Raw genomic sequence first — 15,604 nt, 5'->3', positions numbered from 1 at the left:
AACCATCATGGAGAGACCTGCAATGCCCAGCGCACTGCGCCCGGATCAACGGCGGTTTCCCCTGCACGTCCATATCAGCGTGATGTTCACGCTCCTGTTGATGCTGACTGGAGTGGTGCTGGGCATTTTCAACTACCGGCACACCACGCAGATCATTCTTTCCAGCAGTGAAAAGCTCTTCAACCGCATCGAGCAGGACGTCCGCCTGGACCTGCACACCACCTATGAGCCGATTCGTCATCTGCTGAGCCTGTTGGCGGATTATCCAGCGACGCAGGCACCTGACCTGGAGCAACGCCTGGCGTTGTTCAAACCCTTCAGCCAGTCACTCAAGGACAACCCCGACCTGGCCTCGCTGTATCTGGGCTACGGCAATGGTGATTTCTTCATGGTTCGGCCCTTGCGAACCTCCGGTCTGAAAACGCTCCTGAATGCCCCGGACACTGCGGCTTATCAGGTGTGGAGCATTGAGCGAACCGGCAACAACGGGAAGGTCCGCTCCCAATCACTGTTTTTCGATCAAGATCTGACCCTCATCAGTCGCCAGGACAATCCCGACGAAACCTACGATCCGCGAACCCGCGCCTGGTATGCCAACGCCCGCAGCGACAGGGATCAGATCACCACCGAACCCTACATTTTTTTCTCCACCCACAATGTCGGCACCACCCTGGCCCGGCGCAGCGGCGAACACGCCGTCATGGGCGCCGATCTGACCCTGGCGGAACTCTCCACGACCTTGGCCAAACATGTGGTGACCCCCAGTACAGAAATTGTGCTGTTCGATGCCGAGGGCAATGCCATTGCTTATCCTGACAGCAGCAAATTGATCATCGACGATCAGACTGCCCGCCTGATCAAAGCCGCCGACCTGAGCCCCAGCCTCGGCGCGCTGCTCAACAATCCCCCCGAAGGTAACCGCCTGGATGTCGCCGGTCGTCAATGGATCGTTGCCCGCAGCAGCATGCAGGAGGGTGGCCCCCAGGGACTGCAACTGGCGCTGCTGGTACCGGAAGATGAATTACTCGTCGATGCCTACCGCATGCGCTGGCAAGGCGCGCTGATTACCTTGGCCACGCTGTTGCTATGCCTGCCGCTGGGTTGGCTGACCTCTCGGATTCTGGTTAAACCCCTGCGCGCGCTGGTGCGGGAGGCCGATGCGGTTCGCAGTTTCGACTTCAACTTTCCGCCCTCACGTCGCTCTCCCGTGCTCGAAGTCGACCAACTGAGCGTGTCGATGGCGCGCATGAAAGATACCTTGGCGAGTTTTTTCCAGATCACCGGAAGCCTGAGCGCCGAGGTCCGTTTTGCCCCCTTGCTGGAACGCGTGTTGTTTGAAACTGTGAAAATCGGCCAGGCCCAGGCCGGTCTGATCTACCTGCGCGAAAGTGATGGCGATCGCATGGAGCCACAGGGTCTGGTCATCAACGGCATCTCACAGGCGTTGCCGTCCTTTGATCTTCAAGGACACGAACTCCAGGCTCCGCATAGCCCTGCATGGCTACGGCAGCTGTCGAATGCCGACAACATCGTCACCGCACTTGGTTTCGAACAGGCGGGGGATTTGCAGAAGGTGTTGCTTGCGCTGGAGTGCCCCCGCGTTCATCTGATCGGTATTCGACTGCACAATCGTCATCACGAAACCCTGGGCCTGCTGGTCCTGCTGTTGGCCGATACCGGCAACCAGAGCGATCTGGAAAAACTTCGTCCAGACCGCATCGCGTTCCTCCAGGCCGTATCCGGCGCGGCCGCCGTGAGTATTGAAAGTCAGCGTCTGCAAGCCAAACAAAAACAACTGCTGGACGCCTTCATTCAACTGCTGGCCGGTGCGATTGACGCCAAAAGCCCCTACACCGGCGGTCACTGCCAGCGAGTGCCGGCGCTGACCCTGATGCTCGCCCAGGCCGCAGCGGCCAGCCAGGACCCGGCCTTCAGTGGCTACCAACCCACCGACGATGAATGGGAAGCGCTGCACATCGCGGCTTGGCTACATGATTGCGGCAAGGTCACCACTCCGGAATACGTGGTCGATAAAGCCACGAAGCTGGAAACGCTTTACGACCGTATCCACGAAATCCGTACCCGTTTCGAAGTGCTCAAGCGCGATGTCTGGATCAACTATTGGCAAGCCATGACCCTGGGCGGTGACGAGCAGCACCTGACCGAACTGCGCAACGCCACTCTGGCGGGGCTGGACGATGACTTCGCGTTCGTTGCCCGCTGCAACCTGGGGGGCGAGGCGATGGCCGAGTCCGACCTGCAACGCCTTCACAGCATGGCCCTGCGCACCTGGACCCGAACACTGGATGACCGGCTGGGCGTTTCCTGGGAAGAGAACCGACGCCAGGCGCGAACCCCGGCACCGGCACTGCCGGTCAGCGAACCATTGCTGGCGGACAAACCCGAGCACCTGTTCGAACGACCCGAAGCCGAACTGATTCCGGAAGATAATCCCTGGGGGTTCAAACTCGATGTGCCGCGCTACAAGTACAACAGGGGCGAGCTCTACAACCTGAGCATTGCCCGAGGCACCCTGACCCGCGAGGAGCGTTACATCATCAATCACCACAGGGTGCAGACAATTCTGATGCTCAGCCACCTGCCCTTCCCCGGTCACCTCAACAACGTCGCGGAGATCGCCGGCGGCCACCATGAAAAAATGGACGGCACCGGGTACCCCAAACAATTGAAGCGTGAAGAAATGAGCCTGCCGGCGCGGATGATGGCGATTGCCGATATTTTCGAAGCACTGACCGCCGCCGATCGCCCCTACAAGAAAGCCAAGTCGTTGAACGAAGCGCTGGGCATCATGGCCACCCTGTGCCGGGACGCCCACATCGATCCTGAGTTGTTTGGGCTGTTCATCAACGCACAAATCTATTTGCAGTACGCCGATCGATTCCTCGACCCCCAACAAATCGATGCGGTGGACCCGTCGAGCCTGCTGGTCAAGGCAGGCTTGAGGGCATGATCAGCAGTCGGTCAGGCGCAGGAAAATCGCCGCCAATTGCTCAATACCGGCCTGATCTTCAGCGGTAAAACGCGCCAGTTTCGGGCTATCGAGGTCCAGCACGCCAATCAATCGACCGTCCTTGACGAGCGGCACCACCAGTTCGCTGTTCGACGCGCTGTCGCAAGCGATGTGTCCGGGGAACGCGTGCACGTCCTCGACCAACTGGGTCTGCAAGGTCGTCGCCGCAGCCCCGCATACGCCCCGACCGAATGGAATCCGCACGCAGGCGATCTGCCCTTGAAAAGGGCCGAGTACCAGTTCTTCGTTGCGATTGAGGTAGAACCCAGCCCAGTTCAGGTCATCGAGCAGGTTGTACAGGAACGCCGAGAACTGCGCGGCGTTAGCGATGAAATCCCGCTCGTCCGCCAGCAATGACTCCAATTGCGCCCACAGCATGCCGTAGCCTTCGAGGCCCTGGCCGCTCTTCTGTAAATCGATCATGCCTTGTGCTCCAACAGCTTCAGCCCGACCCAATAGCGGGCAAATTGATACGCGCAACGTCCGTTGCGATTACCCCGGCCCGTGGCCCAGCGCACCGCGAGGATGTCCAGTTCCTCGTCTCGTTGCCACTTAAGGTCCGCCTTGTCGGCCAGTTGACCGATCCAGTGTTCGACGACGTTGAGGAAGTGTTCTTGGGTAAACGGGTAGAACGACAGCCACAATCCGAAACGGTCCGACAGCGCAATCTTGTCTTCCACCGCCTCGCTGGGATGGAGTTCGCCGTCGACCCTTTTCCAGTTTTCGTTATCGCTTTCCTTTTCCGGCACCAGATGGCGACGGTTGGAAGTGGCGTACAGCAAAACGTTATCCGGCGCCTGTTCGAGAGAGCCGTCGAGCACGCTCTTGAGTACGCGATAGTCACCCTCGCCCGACTCGAACGACAGGTCATCGCAGAACAGCACGAAACGCTGGGGCAGCTTGGCGATTTGTTCGACCACTCGCGGCAAGTCTGCCAAGTGATCGCGTTCGATCTCGATCAACCGCAATCCCCCCTTGGCGTGTTCGGCCAGCAAGGCGCGAACCAGCGACGATTTACCGGTGCCGCGCGAGCCCCAGAGCAACGCGTGGTTGGCCGGCATGCCGTCGAGGAACTGTTGGGTATTTCGCCCCAGTTGCTCCAGTTGCCGGTCGACGCCGATCAGGTCGGACAAACGCATGTCAAGGCTGACTTGCAGCGGCAGCATAAAACCGCTGCGCCCCTCGCGCTGCCAGCGTGCAGCCAGGCAGTGGTTCCAGTCGATGACTTGCCGAGGTGCGGGCAGCAGCGGTTCGATACGGGCCAAAACGGCATCGGCGCGTTCAAGAAAAGCATTTAATCGGGAATCCACGTCTTCTCCTCGGGCACGTTCACAGTAATGATGGCGATACAGCGACGAAACACAGCGCTCGGTGTCCGGTTCATCCCTGTGCACAAGGGCTCGCGAGAACATCGGTATCCATGCATGATCGACTATGCTTGAGCAGCGAAGGGAAACGGAAGTGGTTCGACACCCCATGGATATCAAGTTCACCAACCGACTGTCCTACAAGCAAGCCAGGCTTACTGTGCTGGTCGGTTTCATTCTGGGTACGCTGCTCAGTCTGATGCAAATAGGCATCGATTATGCCAGTGAAGACGCCTCCATCAACCGAGAAATCCTGTCTTTACTGGAAATCAGCCATAACCCCGCGTCCCGCATCGCCTACAACATCGATGCCGAACTCGCTCAGGAATTGACCCTGGGCCTGTTGCGCTCGCCGGCGATCACCGGCGCGCAATTGATCGACAACAACAATACCGTGCTGGCCAACGTCAAACGCCCAGGCGTGCAAAGCGGCTATCGGGTGATCAGCGACTTCCTGTTCGGCGCCAACCGGCAGTTCGAAGACCGTCTCTACCTGGATCACTTGCCGACCGAATCCCTCGGCACTCTGCGTCTGGACGTCGATACCTATTCATTCGGCAACCGGTTCCTGCGCCGGGCCGAGGTGACGCTGCTCAATGGCTTCGCCCGCAGCCTGCTGCTGACCGGCATCCTGCTGGCGCTGTTTTATGTGATGCTGACCAAGCCGTTGGTGCGGGTCATCCGTGAACTCAGTATTCGCGACCCGCGCAGCGCGGAGTCGACGTCGCTGGAGTGTCCGACGGACCATGAAAACGATGAAATCGGGGTACTGGTCAAGGTTGCCAATCAACAGTTCGAAAACATCGCCACCGAAATCCAGCAGCGACGCAACGCCGAAAACCGTCTGACCGACTACCTCGGGCAACTGGAGAACATCGTCTCGGCTCGCACGGCGGAACTCAAGGCGATCAACAATCGGCTCAGCCAATCCAATCAGGAGCTGGAGGTCGCCCGCAGCACCGCCCTGGGCATGGCCGACGCGCGCTCGGTGTTCCTGGCCAACATGAGCCACGAGATCCGCACGCCGCTCAACGGCTTGCTGGGGATGATCGCGCTTTCCCTGGACGGTCCGCTCAATGCCGAGCAACAGCAACAGCTGTCCATCGCCCATGACTCGGGCAAAGTACTGGTGGAACTGCTCAACGATATTCTCGATTTGTCGAAGTTCGATGCCGGCCAACTTGAGCTCGAACATATTCCGTTCGACCTCGGCTCGCTGATCGAGGACACCGCCAACCTGCTGTCACAGAACGCCGCGCCGAGCGTCGAGCTGAGCTGCCTGATCGATCCGCATTTTCCGGCACTGGTGCTCGGGGATCCGACCCGGGTCCGACAGATCGTCAGCAACCTGTTATCCAACGCCCTCAAGTTCACCCGTTTCGGTCGGGTCGATGTGCGCCTCTCGACATTCGAGGACGGCGTCAGAATCGAAGTCTGCGACACCGGTATCGGTATCGCCCAGGACGCCCAGGTCAAGATTTTCCAGCCCTTCACCCAGGCGGGTGCCGGCATCACCCGGCAATTCGGCGGGACCGGGTTGGGCCTGGCACTGACCTACAACCTCTGCGAAGTCATGCAAGGGCGCCTCACCATCAGCTCCGAAGCAGGCTTCGGCAGCCAGTTCTGCGCGGATCTGCCGCTGCCCAGCCACACCCGGGCCCTTCCCCCGGCCTCTTTACAAGGCAAGGTCATCGCAATCACCGCCGCGAGCAGCGGTCTGGCAGAACTGTTGAACAGTGTGTTGCCCGGCTGGGGGCTCGACTATCAGCAGCGTTCCATCGATGAATCGTTGCTGGGTCTGAACCCTGATGTACTGATTACCGATTGCCCCGAATGCCTGTTTGGCCTGCGCCCCTCGTGTACAGCCCCCATTCTGCTGGTCACCGCTTACGGCAGTTTCATGCCCAGCGAAGAAGCCGTCGCCCTCGCCCCCTTGCAGCAACAGGCGCGGCCTCTGGCGCGCAACGCGCTGTACCAGACGCTGCGACGAGTCCTGCAGCCGGAACTCAACACGATCAACGATGCCCGGCTCGACACCCTCTCCCCACAACGACGCGGACGCGTGCTGCTGGTGGAGGACAATCCGGTCAACCAATTAGTGGCCAAGGGGATGCTCGGGAAACTCGGATGCGAAGTGATCGTCGCCGGTCACGGTGGCGAGGCGATGGATCAGCTTGAGCAGAGCGAATTCGATCTGGTGCTGATGGACTGCAACATGCCGGTGATGGACGGCTACGAGGCCAGTCGGCAAATCCGTCGCAGCGGGCGCTGGCCACAACTGCCCATCGTCGCCCTGACTGCCAACGCCATGTCCGAAGAGCGCGAACGCTGTCGTGCGGCGGGCATGAGCGATTACCTGGCAAAACCCTTCCGTCGGGAAGAGTTGGCTGCCCTGCTGGACTTGTGGATCCCTAGTACGACAGTGCTTTGATTTGCCCCAACAAGTGATCAAGGCCATCGCGCAGATCATTCAGGCGATCCAGATCCACACCGCTGTCGCACAGCAAGCGGGCCTTGAGCGGCCCGACCTGATCGCGCAAGGCCTTGCCGGTGGGCGACAGGCTCAAGTGCACTTCACGCTCATCCCGCGCCGAGCGCTGACGCTGAACCAGTTGCAGTTGCTCAAGACGCTTGAGCAACGGCGTCAGCGTGCCGGAATCCAGCGTCAGGCGTTCGCCCAACGCCTTGACCGTCGGCTGCTCAGGGGCTGCCTCCTGCCATTCCCACAACACCAGCATCGCCAGGTATTGCGGGTAGGTCAGGCCGAGCTGATCGAGCATCGGCTTGTAGGCGCGGATCACCGCCCGGGAAGCGGCGTACAGTTTGAAGCACAGTTGGCTGTCGAGCTTCAGGGAATCGACTGACAAGGTGTTCATTTGAGCAGGGCTTCGATCTCGCGGCTCAGGTCCTGCGGCTTGGTCGCGGGGGCGAAGCGCTTGACCAGCTGGCCATCCTTGCCGATCAGAAACTTGGTGAAGTTCCACTTGATGCCCTGGGAACCCAGCACACCCGGCGCGCGCTTTTTCAGTTGAACGAACAGCGGATGGGCACCGGCGCCATTGACTTCAATCTTTTTGAACAGCGGAAAACTGACGCCGAAGTTCAACTCGCAGAACTCGGAAATCGCCCCTTCGTTGCCCGGCTCCTGCTTGCCGAACTGATTGCACGGGAACCCAAGCACCACCAGACCTTGATCCTTGTAGGTCTGCCACAACTCTTCAAGGCCTTTGTACTGCGGGGTGAAGCCGCATTTGCTCGCCGTGTTGACCACCAGCACGGCTTTGCCAGCGAAATCCGCCAGGGTTTTTTGCTCACCCTTGATGGTGGTGCAAGGGATGCTCAGCAGGTTGTCGCTCATGATTCGGACTCTAAATGAGGGAAGATGAGACAAACATAGCGAGCAATTGAATTGCGTGCAATTTAATTATCCGATGGGCGATCATCAGATCACCCTCTGGCTTATTTTCCGCGGGGTACCAGGTCCAGGCACACCGAATTGATGCAATAACGCAGACCGGTCGGCGGTGGACCGTCGGGGAACACGTGCCCCAGGTGCGCATCGCATTTGCCGCAGACCACTTCGGTGCGGATCATGCCGTGGCTGACGTCACGGATCTCGACCATGGCGCTGTCGCCGATCGGCGCGTAGAAGCTCGGCCAGCCGCAGCCGGAGTCGAATTTGGTCTTGGAGTCGAACAGTGACTCGTTGCAGCAGATGCAGTGGTAAACGCCGTCAGTTTTGGTGTCGTTAAATTTGCCGGAGAACGGTCGCTCGGTGCCCTTGAGGCGGCAAACGTTGTACTGCTCCGGGTCGAGCATTGCTTTCCATTCTTCCAGGGTTTTTTCCAACTTTTCCATCATCACACCTCAGCAGCTGAAAAAGCCCGATCTGTACCTTTTCCACGGATCGGGCGGCACGTATGATTGCGCCTCGTCATACGCCAGTCTGGCAGCCAGACCGCGCGCATTCAAACGGATTTATGGGTGCTGCCTCTCAAGGCGTCAGGCCTGTGTGAATACGCAGGATTCCCAGCACGGTTGTTCATACGCCGCCTGGATCGTTCATTTTCGGGAACACATTGCCATGCAGGTCAGCAAATCGAACAAGCTCGCCAACGTCTGCTACGACATTCGCGGCCCAGTGCTCAAGCACGCCAAACGCCTGGAAGAGGAAGGCCATCGCATCCTCAAGCTGAACATCGGCAACCCGGCGCCCTTTGGTTTCGAAGCGCCGGATGAAATCCTCCAGGACGTGATCCGCAACCTGCCGACCGCTCAGGGCTACAGCGACTCCAAGGGTCTGTTCAGCGCCCGCAAGGCCGTCATGCAGTACTACCAGCAAAAGCAGGTGGAAGGCGTCGGCATTGAAGACATCTATTTGGGCAACGGCGTTTCCGAGCTGATCGTGATGTCGATGCAGGCCCTGCTCAACAACGGCGACGAAGTGCTGGTGCCGGCCCCGGATTACCCGCTGTGGACCGCCGCGGTGAGCCTGTCGGGCGGCAACCCGGTGCATTACCTGTGCGACGAGCAGGCCAACTGGTGGCCAGATCTGGCGGACATCAAGGCCAAGATCACCCCGAACACCAAAGCTCTGGTGATCATCAACCCGAACAACCCGACCGGCGCGGTGTATTCGAAAGAAGTCCTGCTGGGCATGCTGGAACTGGCCCGTCAGCACAACCTCGTGGTTTTTTCCGACGAAATCTACGACAAGATTCTGTACGACGATGCCGTGCACATCTGCACGGCCTCCCTGGCGCCAGATCTGCTGTGCCTGACGTTTAACGGTCTGTCCAAGTCTTATCGCGTGGCGGGTTTCCGTTCCGGCTGGATCGCCATTTCCGGCCCGAAACACCACGCCCAGAGCTACATCGAAGGCATCGACATGCTGGCGAACATGCGACTGTGTGCCAACGTGCCGAGCCAGCACGCTATCCAGACAGCCCTCGGCGGTTATCAGAGCATCAATGATCTGGTATTACCCCAAGGTCGGCTGCTGGAACAGCGCAACCGTACCTGGGAACTGCTCAACGCCATTCCCGGCGTAAGCTGCGTCAAGCCCATGGGCGCGCTCTATGCGTTCCCACGGATCGACCCGAAAGTCTGCCCGATCCATAACGACGAGAAATTCGTGCTCGACCTGCTGCTGTCGGAGAAGCTGCTGGTGGTTCAAGGCACCGCCTTCAACTGGCCATGGCCGGACCACTTCCGTGTGGTGACCCTGCCGCGTGTGGACGACCTGGACATGGCCATCGGACGGATTGGCAACTTCCTCAAGTCCTATCGCCAGTAAGCGGCCTGTCACCGTGCGACGCTTGCGCACGTCGCACGGTGATTGATTCAGCAACATATCTTTGCGCCCTGCCGAACATCGCTTCTTCAATTGCTGGCTGATGACTCGTTGCGCGCTCGCGTCTAACAAAGACGGGGCCTGCGACGTGAAATGACTGACAAACACTTCCCCTATCGACGTCGGAAATGCCCTTCAAATAGCTAGGCTGTTGCCGTAGGACACAGTTTGAAATAGTCACCCGGTTGAATAGCCCGGTTCAGCACCTTATATACCCCGCAGTACGCTACATCTTTAGCATGAGGAGATTTCTACAACCATGATGCGCATCCTGCTGTTTTTGGCCACTAACCTGGCGGTCGTGCTGATTGCCAGCATCACCCTGAGCCTTTTCGGCTTCAACGGGTTCATGGCGGCCAACGGGGTTGATCTCAACCTCAATCAGCTGCTGATTTTCTGTGCGGTCTTTGGTTTCGCCGGTTCGCTGTTCTCGCTGTTCATCTCCAAGTGGATGGCGAAGATGAGCACCAGCACCCAAATCATCAGCCAGCCGCGCACACGCCACGAGCAATGGCTGCTGCAAACCGTCGAGCAATTGTCCCGGGAAGCCGGGATCAAGATGCCCGAAGTCGGTATTTTCCCGGCCTATGAGGCGAACGCCTTCGCCACCGGCTGGAACAAGAACGACGCATTGGTCGCGGTCAGCCAGGGCCTGCTCGAGCGCTTCTCGCCGGATGAAGTGAAAGCCGTTCTGGCCCACGAAATTGGCCACGTAGCCAATGGCGACATGGTCACCCTGGCCCTGATCCAGGGCGTGGTGAATACCTTCGTGATGTTCTTTGCGCGGATCATCGGCAACTTTGTCGACAAGGTGATCTTCAAGAACGAAGAAGGCCAGGGCATTGCCTACTACGTGGCGACCATCTTCGCCGAACTGGTCCTGGGCATTCTGGCCAGCTCCATCGTCATGTGGTTCTCGCGCAAACGTGAGTTCCGTGCCGACGAAGCCGGTGCACGCCTGGCGGGCACCAACGCGATGATTGGCGCCCTGCAGCGCCTGCGTGCGGAACAGGGTCTGCCGGTGCACATGCCGGACACCTTGAATGCTTTCGGCATTAACGGTGGCATCAAACAGGGGTTCGCCCGCATGTTCATGAGCCACCCGCCGCTGGAAGAGCGCATCGACGCATTGCGTCGTCGGGGCTGATAGTTCTGCGGTGACAAAAAAAGGGGCGATCATCTGATCACCCCTTTTTTATGCCTTGCTGTTCCATCAACTCATCAGGCGATACACCCGCTCTTCAAGCCGCGTGACTCCGCTCTCGATAAACTTCCAGCTCTCGCCCAGAACGTCCTGATCCTCCAGAATCTTCAGCTCCCACGTCGCCCCGAACAACCGTTGCACTTCGTCATCCAACACTGCAAAGGGCGGTCCGTCCATTTGCGGCTGGTCGTAGTCCAGAGTAATCAGCAGCCCCTGCGAATCCTTCGGCAAAATTCGCTTCAGATGCTCGGCGTATTGATCGCGCATTTTAGGCGGCAGGGCGATCAACGCAGCGCGGTCGTACAGCGCACTGCAATCGGCGACATCGCCGGCAGTCAACGCGAAGAAATCACCACACCAGATCTCGATCGAGCCCGCCCGATAGACAGTGAAGGGGCCTTGGTCGCTGACGTCCGGATCAAATTGATGCTCGTGGAAAAAGTCTTCCACCGCTTTTTCCGACAACTCGACGCCCAACACTTCGTGACCGCATTTCGCCAGCCACAGCAGATCCAGACTTTTCCCACATAACGGCACCAGTACGCGCGCGCCCTCTTCCAGGCCCAGTTGCGGCCAGTACCGTTGCAGATATGGATTTACTTCCGGCAGGTGAAAGCCGATCTGATTCGACGTCCACCGCTTGTGCCAAAACTCCGGCTGCATAATTAATCCCGAAAATTCGATCAATAGACTCTAAAACTTATATTAGATTTAGATCAATGATCTGACTGAAGATGATGCCATCTTACGCCTCAGGAGCTCATTCATGTTCCCCAGCCTGTACATATCCCATGGCTCGCCCATGTTGGCACTGGAACCGGGCGCCAGCGGGCCCGCCCTCGCTCGCTTGGCCGCAGAATTGCCGAAACCCAGGGCCATCATCGTTGTTTCCGCGCATTGGGAAAGTAGTGAATTGCTCGTCAGCGGCAATCCCCAACCCGAAACCTGGCATGACTTCGGCGGATTTCCACAGGCGTTGTTCGACGTGCAATACCCGGCGCCCGGTGATCCACAATTGGCCGCAGAAGTTGTCGAACTGCTGAAGAGCGATGGCCTGCCCGCACGCATCGATGCCAAACGGCCGTTCGACCATGGTGTCTGGGTGCCTTTGTCGTTGATGTATCCACAAGCTGATATCCCCGTGGTGCAAGTCTCGCTCCCCACCCGTGGCGGCCCGACCCTGCAAACCCGCGTCGGCCATGCGCTGGCCAGTCTGCGCGAACATGGCGTGCTGTTGATCGGTTCCGGCAGCATCACCCACAACCTGCGCGAACTGGACTGGCACGCAGGCCCGGAAAGCGTCGAACCCTGGGCCCAGGCATTTCGCGACTGGATGATCGAAAAACTCGCTGCCAACGACGAAACCGCGTTGCACGACTACCGTCAGCAAGCACCGAATGCCGCGCGCAACCATCCGAGTGATGAACATCTGCTGCCTTTGTATTTTGCCCGTGGCGCCGGAGGAAACTTCAGCGTGACTCACAAGGGATTCACCATGGGCGCCCTGGGCATGGACATTTACCGCTTCGGATAAAGAAAGGAGCGTCCTGCGGCGGCCAGGTTCAGACCACATCAACCCCGACATGAATTGCATCATGCCGCCAAAACTCCAGATCACAATCGATCAGCCGTTCATGCTGATCGTAGTTGACCCGCGCAATCCGTAATCCCGGGCTCCCCACTGTCACCCGCAAGGCCGCCGCCGCATCCACCGACAACGCCGTCGGCACAATCTCGAAGCGCACCCGCCCGTAGTGCAAATCGTAATGCCGCGCGTACAGCTCGGTAATCGACTGATTCAAATCAAACTCCAGAATCCCCGGGAAAAACTGCGGATTCAAATAGTGCTCCACGTACAACACCAGCCGCTCATCAATCCGCCGCGCCCGGCAAATCTGAATCACGCTCGACAACGCCGGCAACTGCAACCAGGCACAGACCGCCGCCGACGCCGGTTGCAACCGCGCTGAAATCACCTCGGTGGACGGCACACGCCCCTGTGCACTGACCATCGCGTGAAAATGACTGCGCTGCATCAGGTTATACGCCAGGCGCGGTGGCGACACGAACCAGCCACGGCGCTCCTCCCGATAAATCTGCCCCTGGGCTTCCAACTGCAACAACGCTTCACGCACGGTGATTCGCGTGGTACCGAACAACTCACTGAGTTTACGCTCGGCCGGCAGTTTGCTACCGGGCGCCAACAGGCCATGGTCAAGCTGTTCCTGCAGAACCTGCCCGATCGCTGTCACCGCTTTGGTTGTCTCGATGCGCATCAACGTTACCTATCTGGACTAGACCAGCACTGTTTCGGGGCGGAACCGCGATTCAATCGGCTCCCATCAACTCTCTGCAAGCCTAGGCACTGCTTATGACTGACAGATGACAAAGGCGCCGAACGGTTGATCCAGACACCTGCAATTTCATGGCCAAGTCCTTTCATATCAGCTCTTTAGCCATGGTCTACGCTTACCCCGGAGCCTGAGCATTCCAGTACAGAACATAGAGGTAGACCGGTCGTCGACATCAAAATGTCATCCAACCGGCCTAAATTGGCTCAGGTATTGCTGACCTAGACCAACACAACCGCAATCGCAGCGTTGAAAACGCCCAAAGGAGCTTCGGATGAAAAAGCTTTTCCTGGCATCACTGTTAGGCTCGACCATTGCCATGTGCACCGCCGCCATGGCCGCTGATACCGACTTGAAAACTCTGGAAGCCGCTGCGAAAGCGGAAGGTGAGGTCAACAGTGTCGGCATGCCCGATAACTGGGCCAACTGGAAAGGCACCTGGGATGACCTGGCCAAGAACTACGGCTTGAAGCACATCGACACCGACATGAGCTCGGCCCAGGAAATCGCCAAGTTCAAAGCTGAAAAAGACAACGCCACGGCTGACATCGGTGACGTCGGCGCAGCCTTCGGCCCGATCGCGGTCAAGCAAGATGTGGTGCAACCTTACAAACCCTCTACTTGGGATCAGATTCCAGATTGGGCCAAGGACAAGGACGGCAATTGGGCGCTGGCCTATACCGGCACCATCGCGTTTATCGTCAACAAGAAGCTGCTGCACGGTTCCGAAGCCCCGACCAAGTGGGCTGATCTGAAAACCGGTAAATACAAGGTTTCCATCGGTGACGTGAGTACCGCCGCCCAGGCCGCCAACGGCGTACTGGCCGCAGCACTGGCCAACGGTGGCGACGAAAAGAACCTGCAACCAGCGCTGTTGCTGTTCGCAGATATCGCCAAACAAGGACGCCTGTCCATGGCCAACCCGACCATCGCCACGATGGAAAAGGGTGAAATCGAAGTCGGCGTGGTCTGGGACTTCAACGGCCTGAGCTACAAGGCCAAGATGGCGAATCCGGATGATTACGTGGTGCTGATTCCATCCGATGGCTCGGTGATTTCCGGTTACACCACCATCATCAACAAATACGCGAAAAACCCGAACGCCGCCAAGCTGACCCGCGAATACATCTTCAGCGATGCCGGTCAGATCAACCTGGCGCGCGGCAACGCCCGTCCGATCCGCGCCGACCACGTCAAATTGCCGGATGACGTCAAGGCCCAACTGCTGCCTAACGAGCAGTACAAAAAGGTCACGCCGATCAAAGACGCAGATGCGTGGGAAAAGACCTCCAAGGCGCTGCCTCAGAAGTGGAACGAAGAAGTCATCGTCGAGATGAAGTGATGCCGTGCTTCTTGTAGGAGCGAGGCTTGCCCGCGAAGAGGGACTGACATTCAACATTGATGTTGGCTGAAAGTCCGCTTTCGCGAGCAAGCTTCGCTCCTACAAGTTTCGCTGAAATCTAATGTTTTACGGAGTCATCGCCCCTATGAAGCACAACGTCATCCTTGTCGTGCTCGACGGCCTCAATTACGAAGTCGCGCGTCACGCCATGGGGCACCTGCAGGCTTATGTTGGCGCAGGACGCGCGTCGCTCTACAAACTGGAGTGCGAACTGCCGGCCCTGTCCCGACCGCTTTACGAATGCATCCTCACCGGCGTCCCGCCCATCGAGAGCGGCATCGTCCACAATAACGTCTCGCGCCTGTCCAACCAGCGCAGCATCTATCACTACGCCCGTGATGCCGGCCTTACAACCGCCGCCGCGGCCTATCACTGGGTCAGCGAGCTGTATAACAATTCGCCCTTCGTTGCCGCACGGGATCGTCACACCGACAACCCCGACCTGCCGATCCAGCACGGCCATTTCTACTGGAACGATCACTACCCGGACTCGCACCTGTTCGCCGACGCCGAGAATCTGCGCCTGCGTCATGCGCCGAATTTTTTACTGGTCCACCCCATGAACATCGACGACGCCGGGCACAAGCACGGTCTCGACACCCCGCAATACCGCAACAGCGCCCGCTCGGCGGACATTATTCTGGCCGACTACCTGCAAACCTGGCTCGACGCCGGCTATCAGGTGCTGGTGACGGCCGACCACGGGATGAACAACGACCGTTCCCACAATGGCCTGCTGGCCGAAGAGCGCGAAGTACCGCTATTCGTTCTGGGAGATGCCTTCAGTTTCAACGCCGACGCCGCACCGAAACAGACTGAAATATGCGGCACCGTCTGCGAATTGCTGGGTGTGACCCACGACAAACCTGTCTGCCGGGAATTGCTCAAGTGAACGC

The 15,604-nt window shown here is 58.8% G+C and carries 14 protein-coding genes; 7 read left to right on the top strand and 7 right to left on the bottom strand.

The window, feature by feature from the left end:
- Nucleotides 1-22: 22 nt before the first annotated feature.
- Nucleotides 23-2,971, top strand: coding sequence for an HD domain-containing phosphohydrolase (locus ACYZT3_RS08900; protein WP_462031888.1), 2,949 nt, complete (start codon nucleotides 23-25; stop codon nucleotides 2,969-2,971).
- Here ACYZT3_RS08900 and ACYZT3_RS08895 read toward each other — a convergent pair whose 3' ends face one another.
- Entirely contained in the window at nucleotides 2,972-3,454 is a 483-nt protein-coding gene (locus ACYZT3_RS08895; protein ID WP_282380122.1) for a GAF domain-containing protein, read from the bottom strand.
- Complete coding sequence (locus ACYZT3_RS08890) at nucleotides 3,451-4,341, bottom strand: ATP-binding protein (RefSeq protein ID WP_462031887.1); 891 nt, start codon at nucleotides 4,339-4,341, stop codon at nucleotides 3,451-3,453. The genes ACYZT3_RS08895 and ACYZT3_RS08890 overlap by 4 nt, the downstream gene beginning before the upstream one ends.
- 166 nt (nucleotides 4,342-4,507) lie before the next feature.
- On the opposite strand from ACYZT3_RS08890, the gene ACYZT3_RS08885 reads away from it, so the two are divergent.
- Nucleotides 4,508-6,829, top strand: coding sequence for a hybrid sensor histidine kinase/response regulator (locus tag ACYZT3_RS08885; protein WP_462031886.1), 2,322 nt, complete (start codon nucleotides 4,508-4,510; stop codon nucleotides 6,827-6,829).
- Here ACYZT3_RS08885 and ACYZT3_RS08880 read toward each other — a convergent pair.
- From ACYZT3_RS08880 to msrB, 3 genes are all read right to left on the bottom strand, one after another.
- On the bottom strand, nucleotides 6,810-7,274 hold the full coding sequence (locus ACYZT3_RS08880; RefSeq protein WP_282380127.1) for a MarR family winged helix-turn-helix transcriptional regulator: 465 nt from the start codon (nucleotides 7,272-7,274) through the stop codon (nucleotides 6,810-6,812). The genes ACYZT3_RS08885 and ACYZT3_RS08880 overlap by 20 nt on opposite strands.
- Complete coding sequence (locus ACYZT3_RS08875; protein WP_074878825.1) at nucleotides 7,271-7,756, bottom strand: glutathione peroxidase; 486 nt, start codon at nucleotides 7,754-7,756, stop codon at nucleotides 7,271-7,273. The genes ACYZT3_RS08880 and ACYZT3_RS08875 overlap by 4 nt, the downstream gene beginning before the upstream one ends.
- Nucleotides 7,757-7,857: 101 nt before the next feature.
- Nucleotides 7,858-8,256 (bottom strand): peptide-methionine (R)-S-oxide reductase MsrB, encoded by a 399-nt coding sequence (gene msrB, locus ACYZT3_RS08870; protein ID WP_282380131.1) that lies wholly within the window; start codon nucleotides 8,254-8,256, stop codon nucleotides 7,858-7,860.
- Nucleotides 8,257-8,482: 226 nt separating this feature from the next.
- On the opposite strand from msrB, the gene ACYZT3_RS08865 reads away from it, so the two are divergent.
- Together ACYZT3_RS08865 and htpX are read left to right on the top strand one after the other, a co-directional pair.
- Nucleotides 8,483-9,694 (top strand): pyridoxal phosphate-dependent aminotransferase, encoded by a 1,212-nt coding sequence (locus ACYZT3_RS08865; RefSeq protein WP_282380133.1) that lies wholly within the window; start codon nucleotides 8,483-8,485, stop codon nucleotides 9,692-9,694.
- 316 nt (nucleotides 9,695-10,010) lie between these two features.
- Nucleotides 10,011-10,898 carry a protease HtpX gene (gene htpX / locus ACYZT3_RS08860; protein ID WP_282380135.1) on the top strand — a complete coding sequence of 296 codons (888 nt, stop codon included), beginning with the start codon at nucleotides 10,011-10,013 and terminating at the stop codon, nucleotides 10,896-10,898.
- Nucleotides 10,899-10,964: 66 nt separating this feature from the next.
- Here the strand turns inward: htpX and ACYZT3_RS08855 are convergent, their stop codons facing one another.
- Nucleotides 10,965-11,618 (bottom strand): thiopurine S-methyltransferase, encoded by a 654-nt coding sequence (locus ACYZT3_RS08855; protein WP_282380165.1) that lies wholly within the window; start codon nucleotides 11,616-11,618, stop codon nucleotides 10,965-10,967.
- 103 nt (nucleotides 11,619-11,721) lie between these two features.
- Between ACYZT3_RS08855 and ACYZT3_RS08850 the strand changes: the two genes are divergently transcribed.
- A complete protein-coding gene (locus tag ACYZT3_RS08850; RefSeq protein WP_462031885.1) occupies nucleotides 11,722-12,489 on the top strand; it encodes a DODA-type extradiol aromatic ring-opening family dioxygenase in 768 nt (255 codons plus the stop codon).
- A 28-nt stretch (nucleotides 12,490-12,517) separates the two neighbouring features.
- On the opposite strand, the gene ACYZT3_RS08845 is transcribed toward ACYZT3_RS08850, so the two are convergent.
- On the bottom strand, nucleotides 12,518-13,231 hold the full coding sequence (locus ACYZT3_RS08845; protein ID WP_282380139.1) for a UTRA domain-containing protein: 714 nt from the start codon (nucleotides 13,229-13,231) through the stop codon (nucleotides 12,518-12,520).
- Nucleotides 13,232-13,580: 349 nt separating this feature from the next.
- Here ACYZT3_RS08845 and ACYZT3_RS08840 point away from each other — a divergent pair, with 349 nt between their 5' ends.
- Together ACYZT3_RS08840 and ACYZT3_RS08835 are read left to right on the top strand one after the other, a co-directional pair.
- Nucleotides 13,581-14,648 carry an ABC transporter substrate-binding protein gene (locus tag ACYZT3_RS08840; RefSeq protein WP_282380140.1) on the top strand — a complete coding sequence of 356 codons (1,068 nt, stop codon included), beginning with the start codon at nucleotides 13,581-13,583 and terminating at the stop codon, nucleotides 14,646-14,648.
- Nucleotides 14,649-14,793: 145 nt separating this feature from the next.
- Nucleotides 14,794-15,600 (top strand): alkaline phosphatase family protein, encoded by an 807-nt coding sequence (locus ACYZT3_RS08835; RefSeq protein ID WP_282380142.1) that lies wholly within the window; start codon nucleotides 14,794-14,796, stop codon nucleotides 15,598-15,600.
- The last annotated feature ends 4 nt before the right edge of the window (nucleotides 15,601-15,604 follow it).

Source organism: Pseudomonas sp. MDT1-16 (assembly GCF_054898115.1).
Note: the sequence above shows the minus strand (reverse complement) of the source record. Positions and strands in the feature narration are given on the sequence as shown.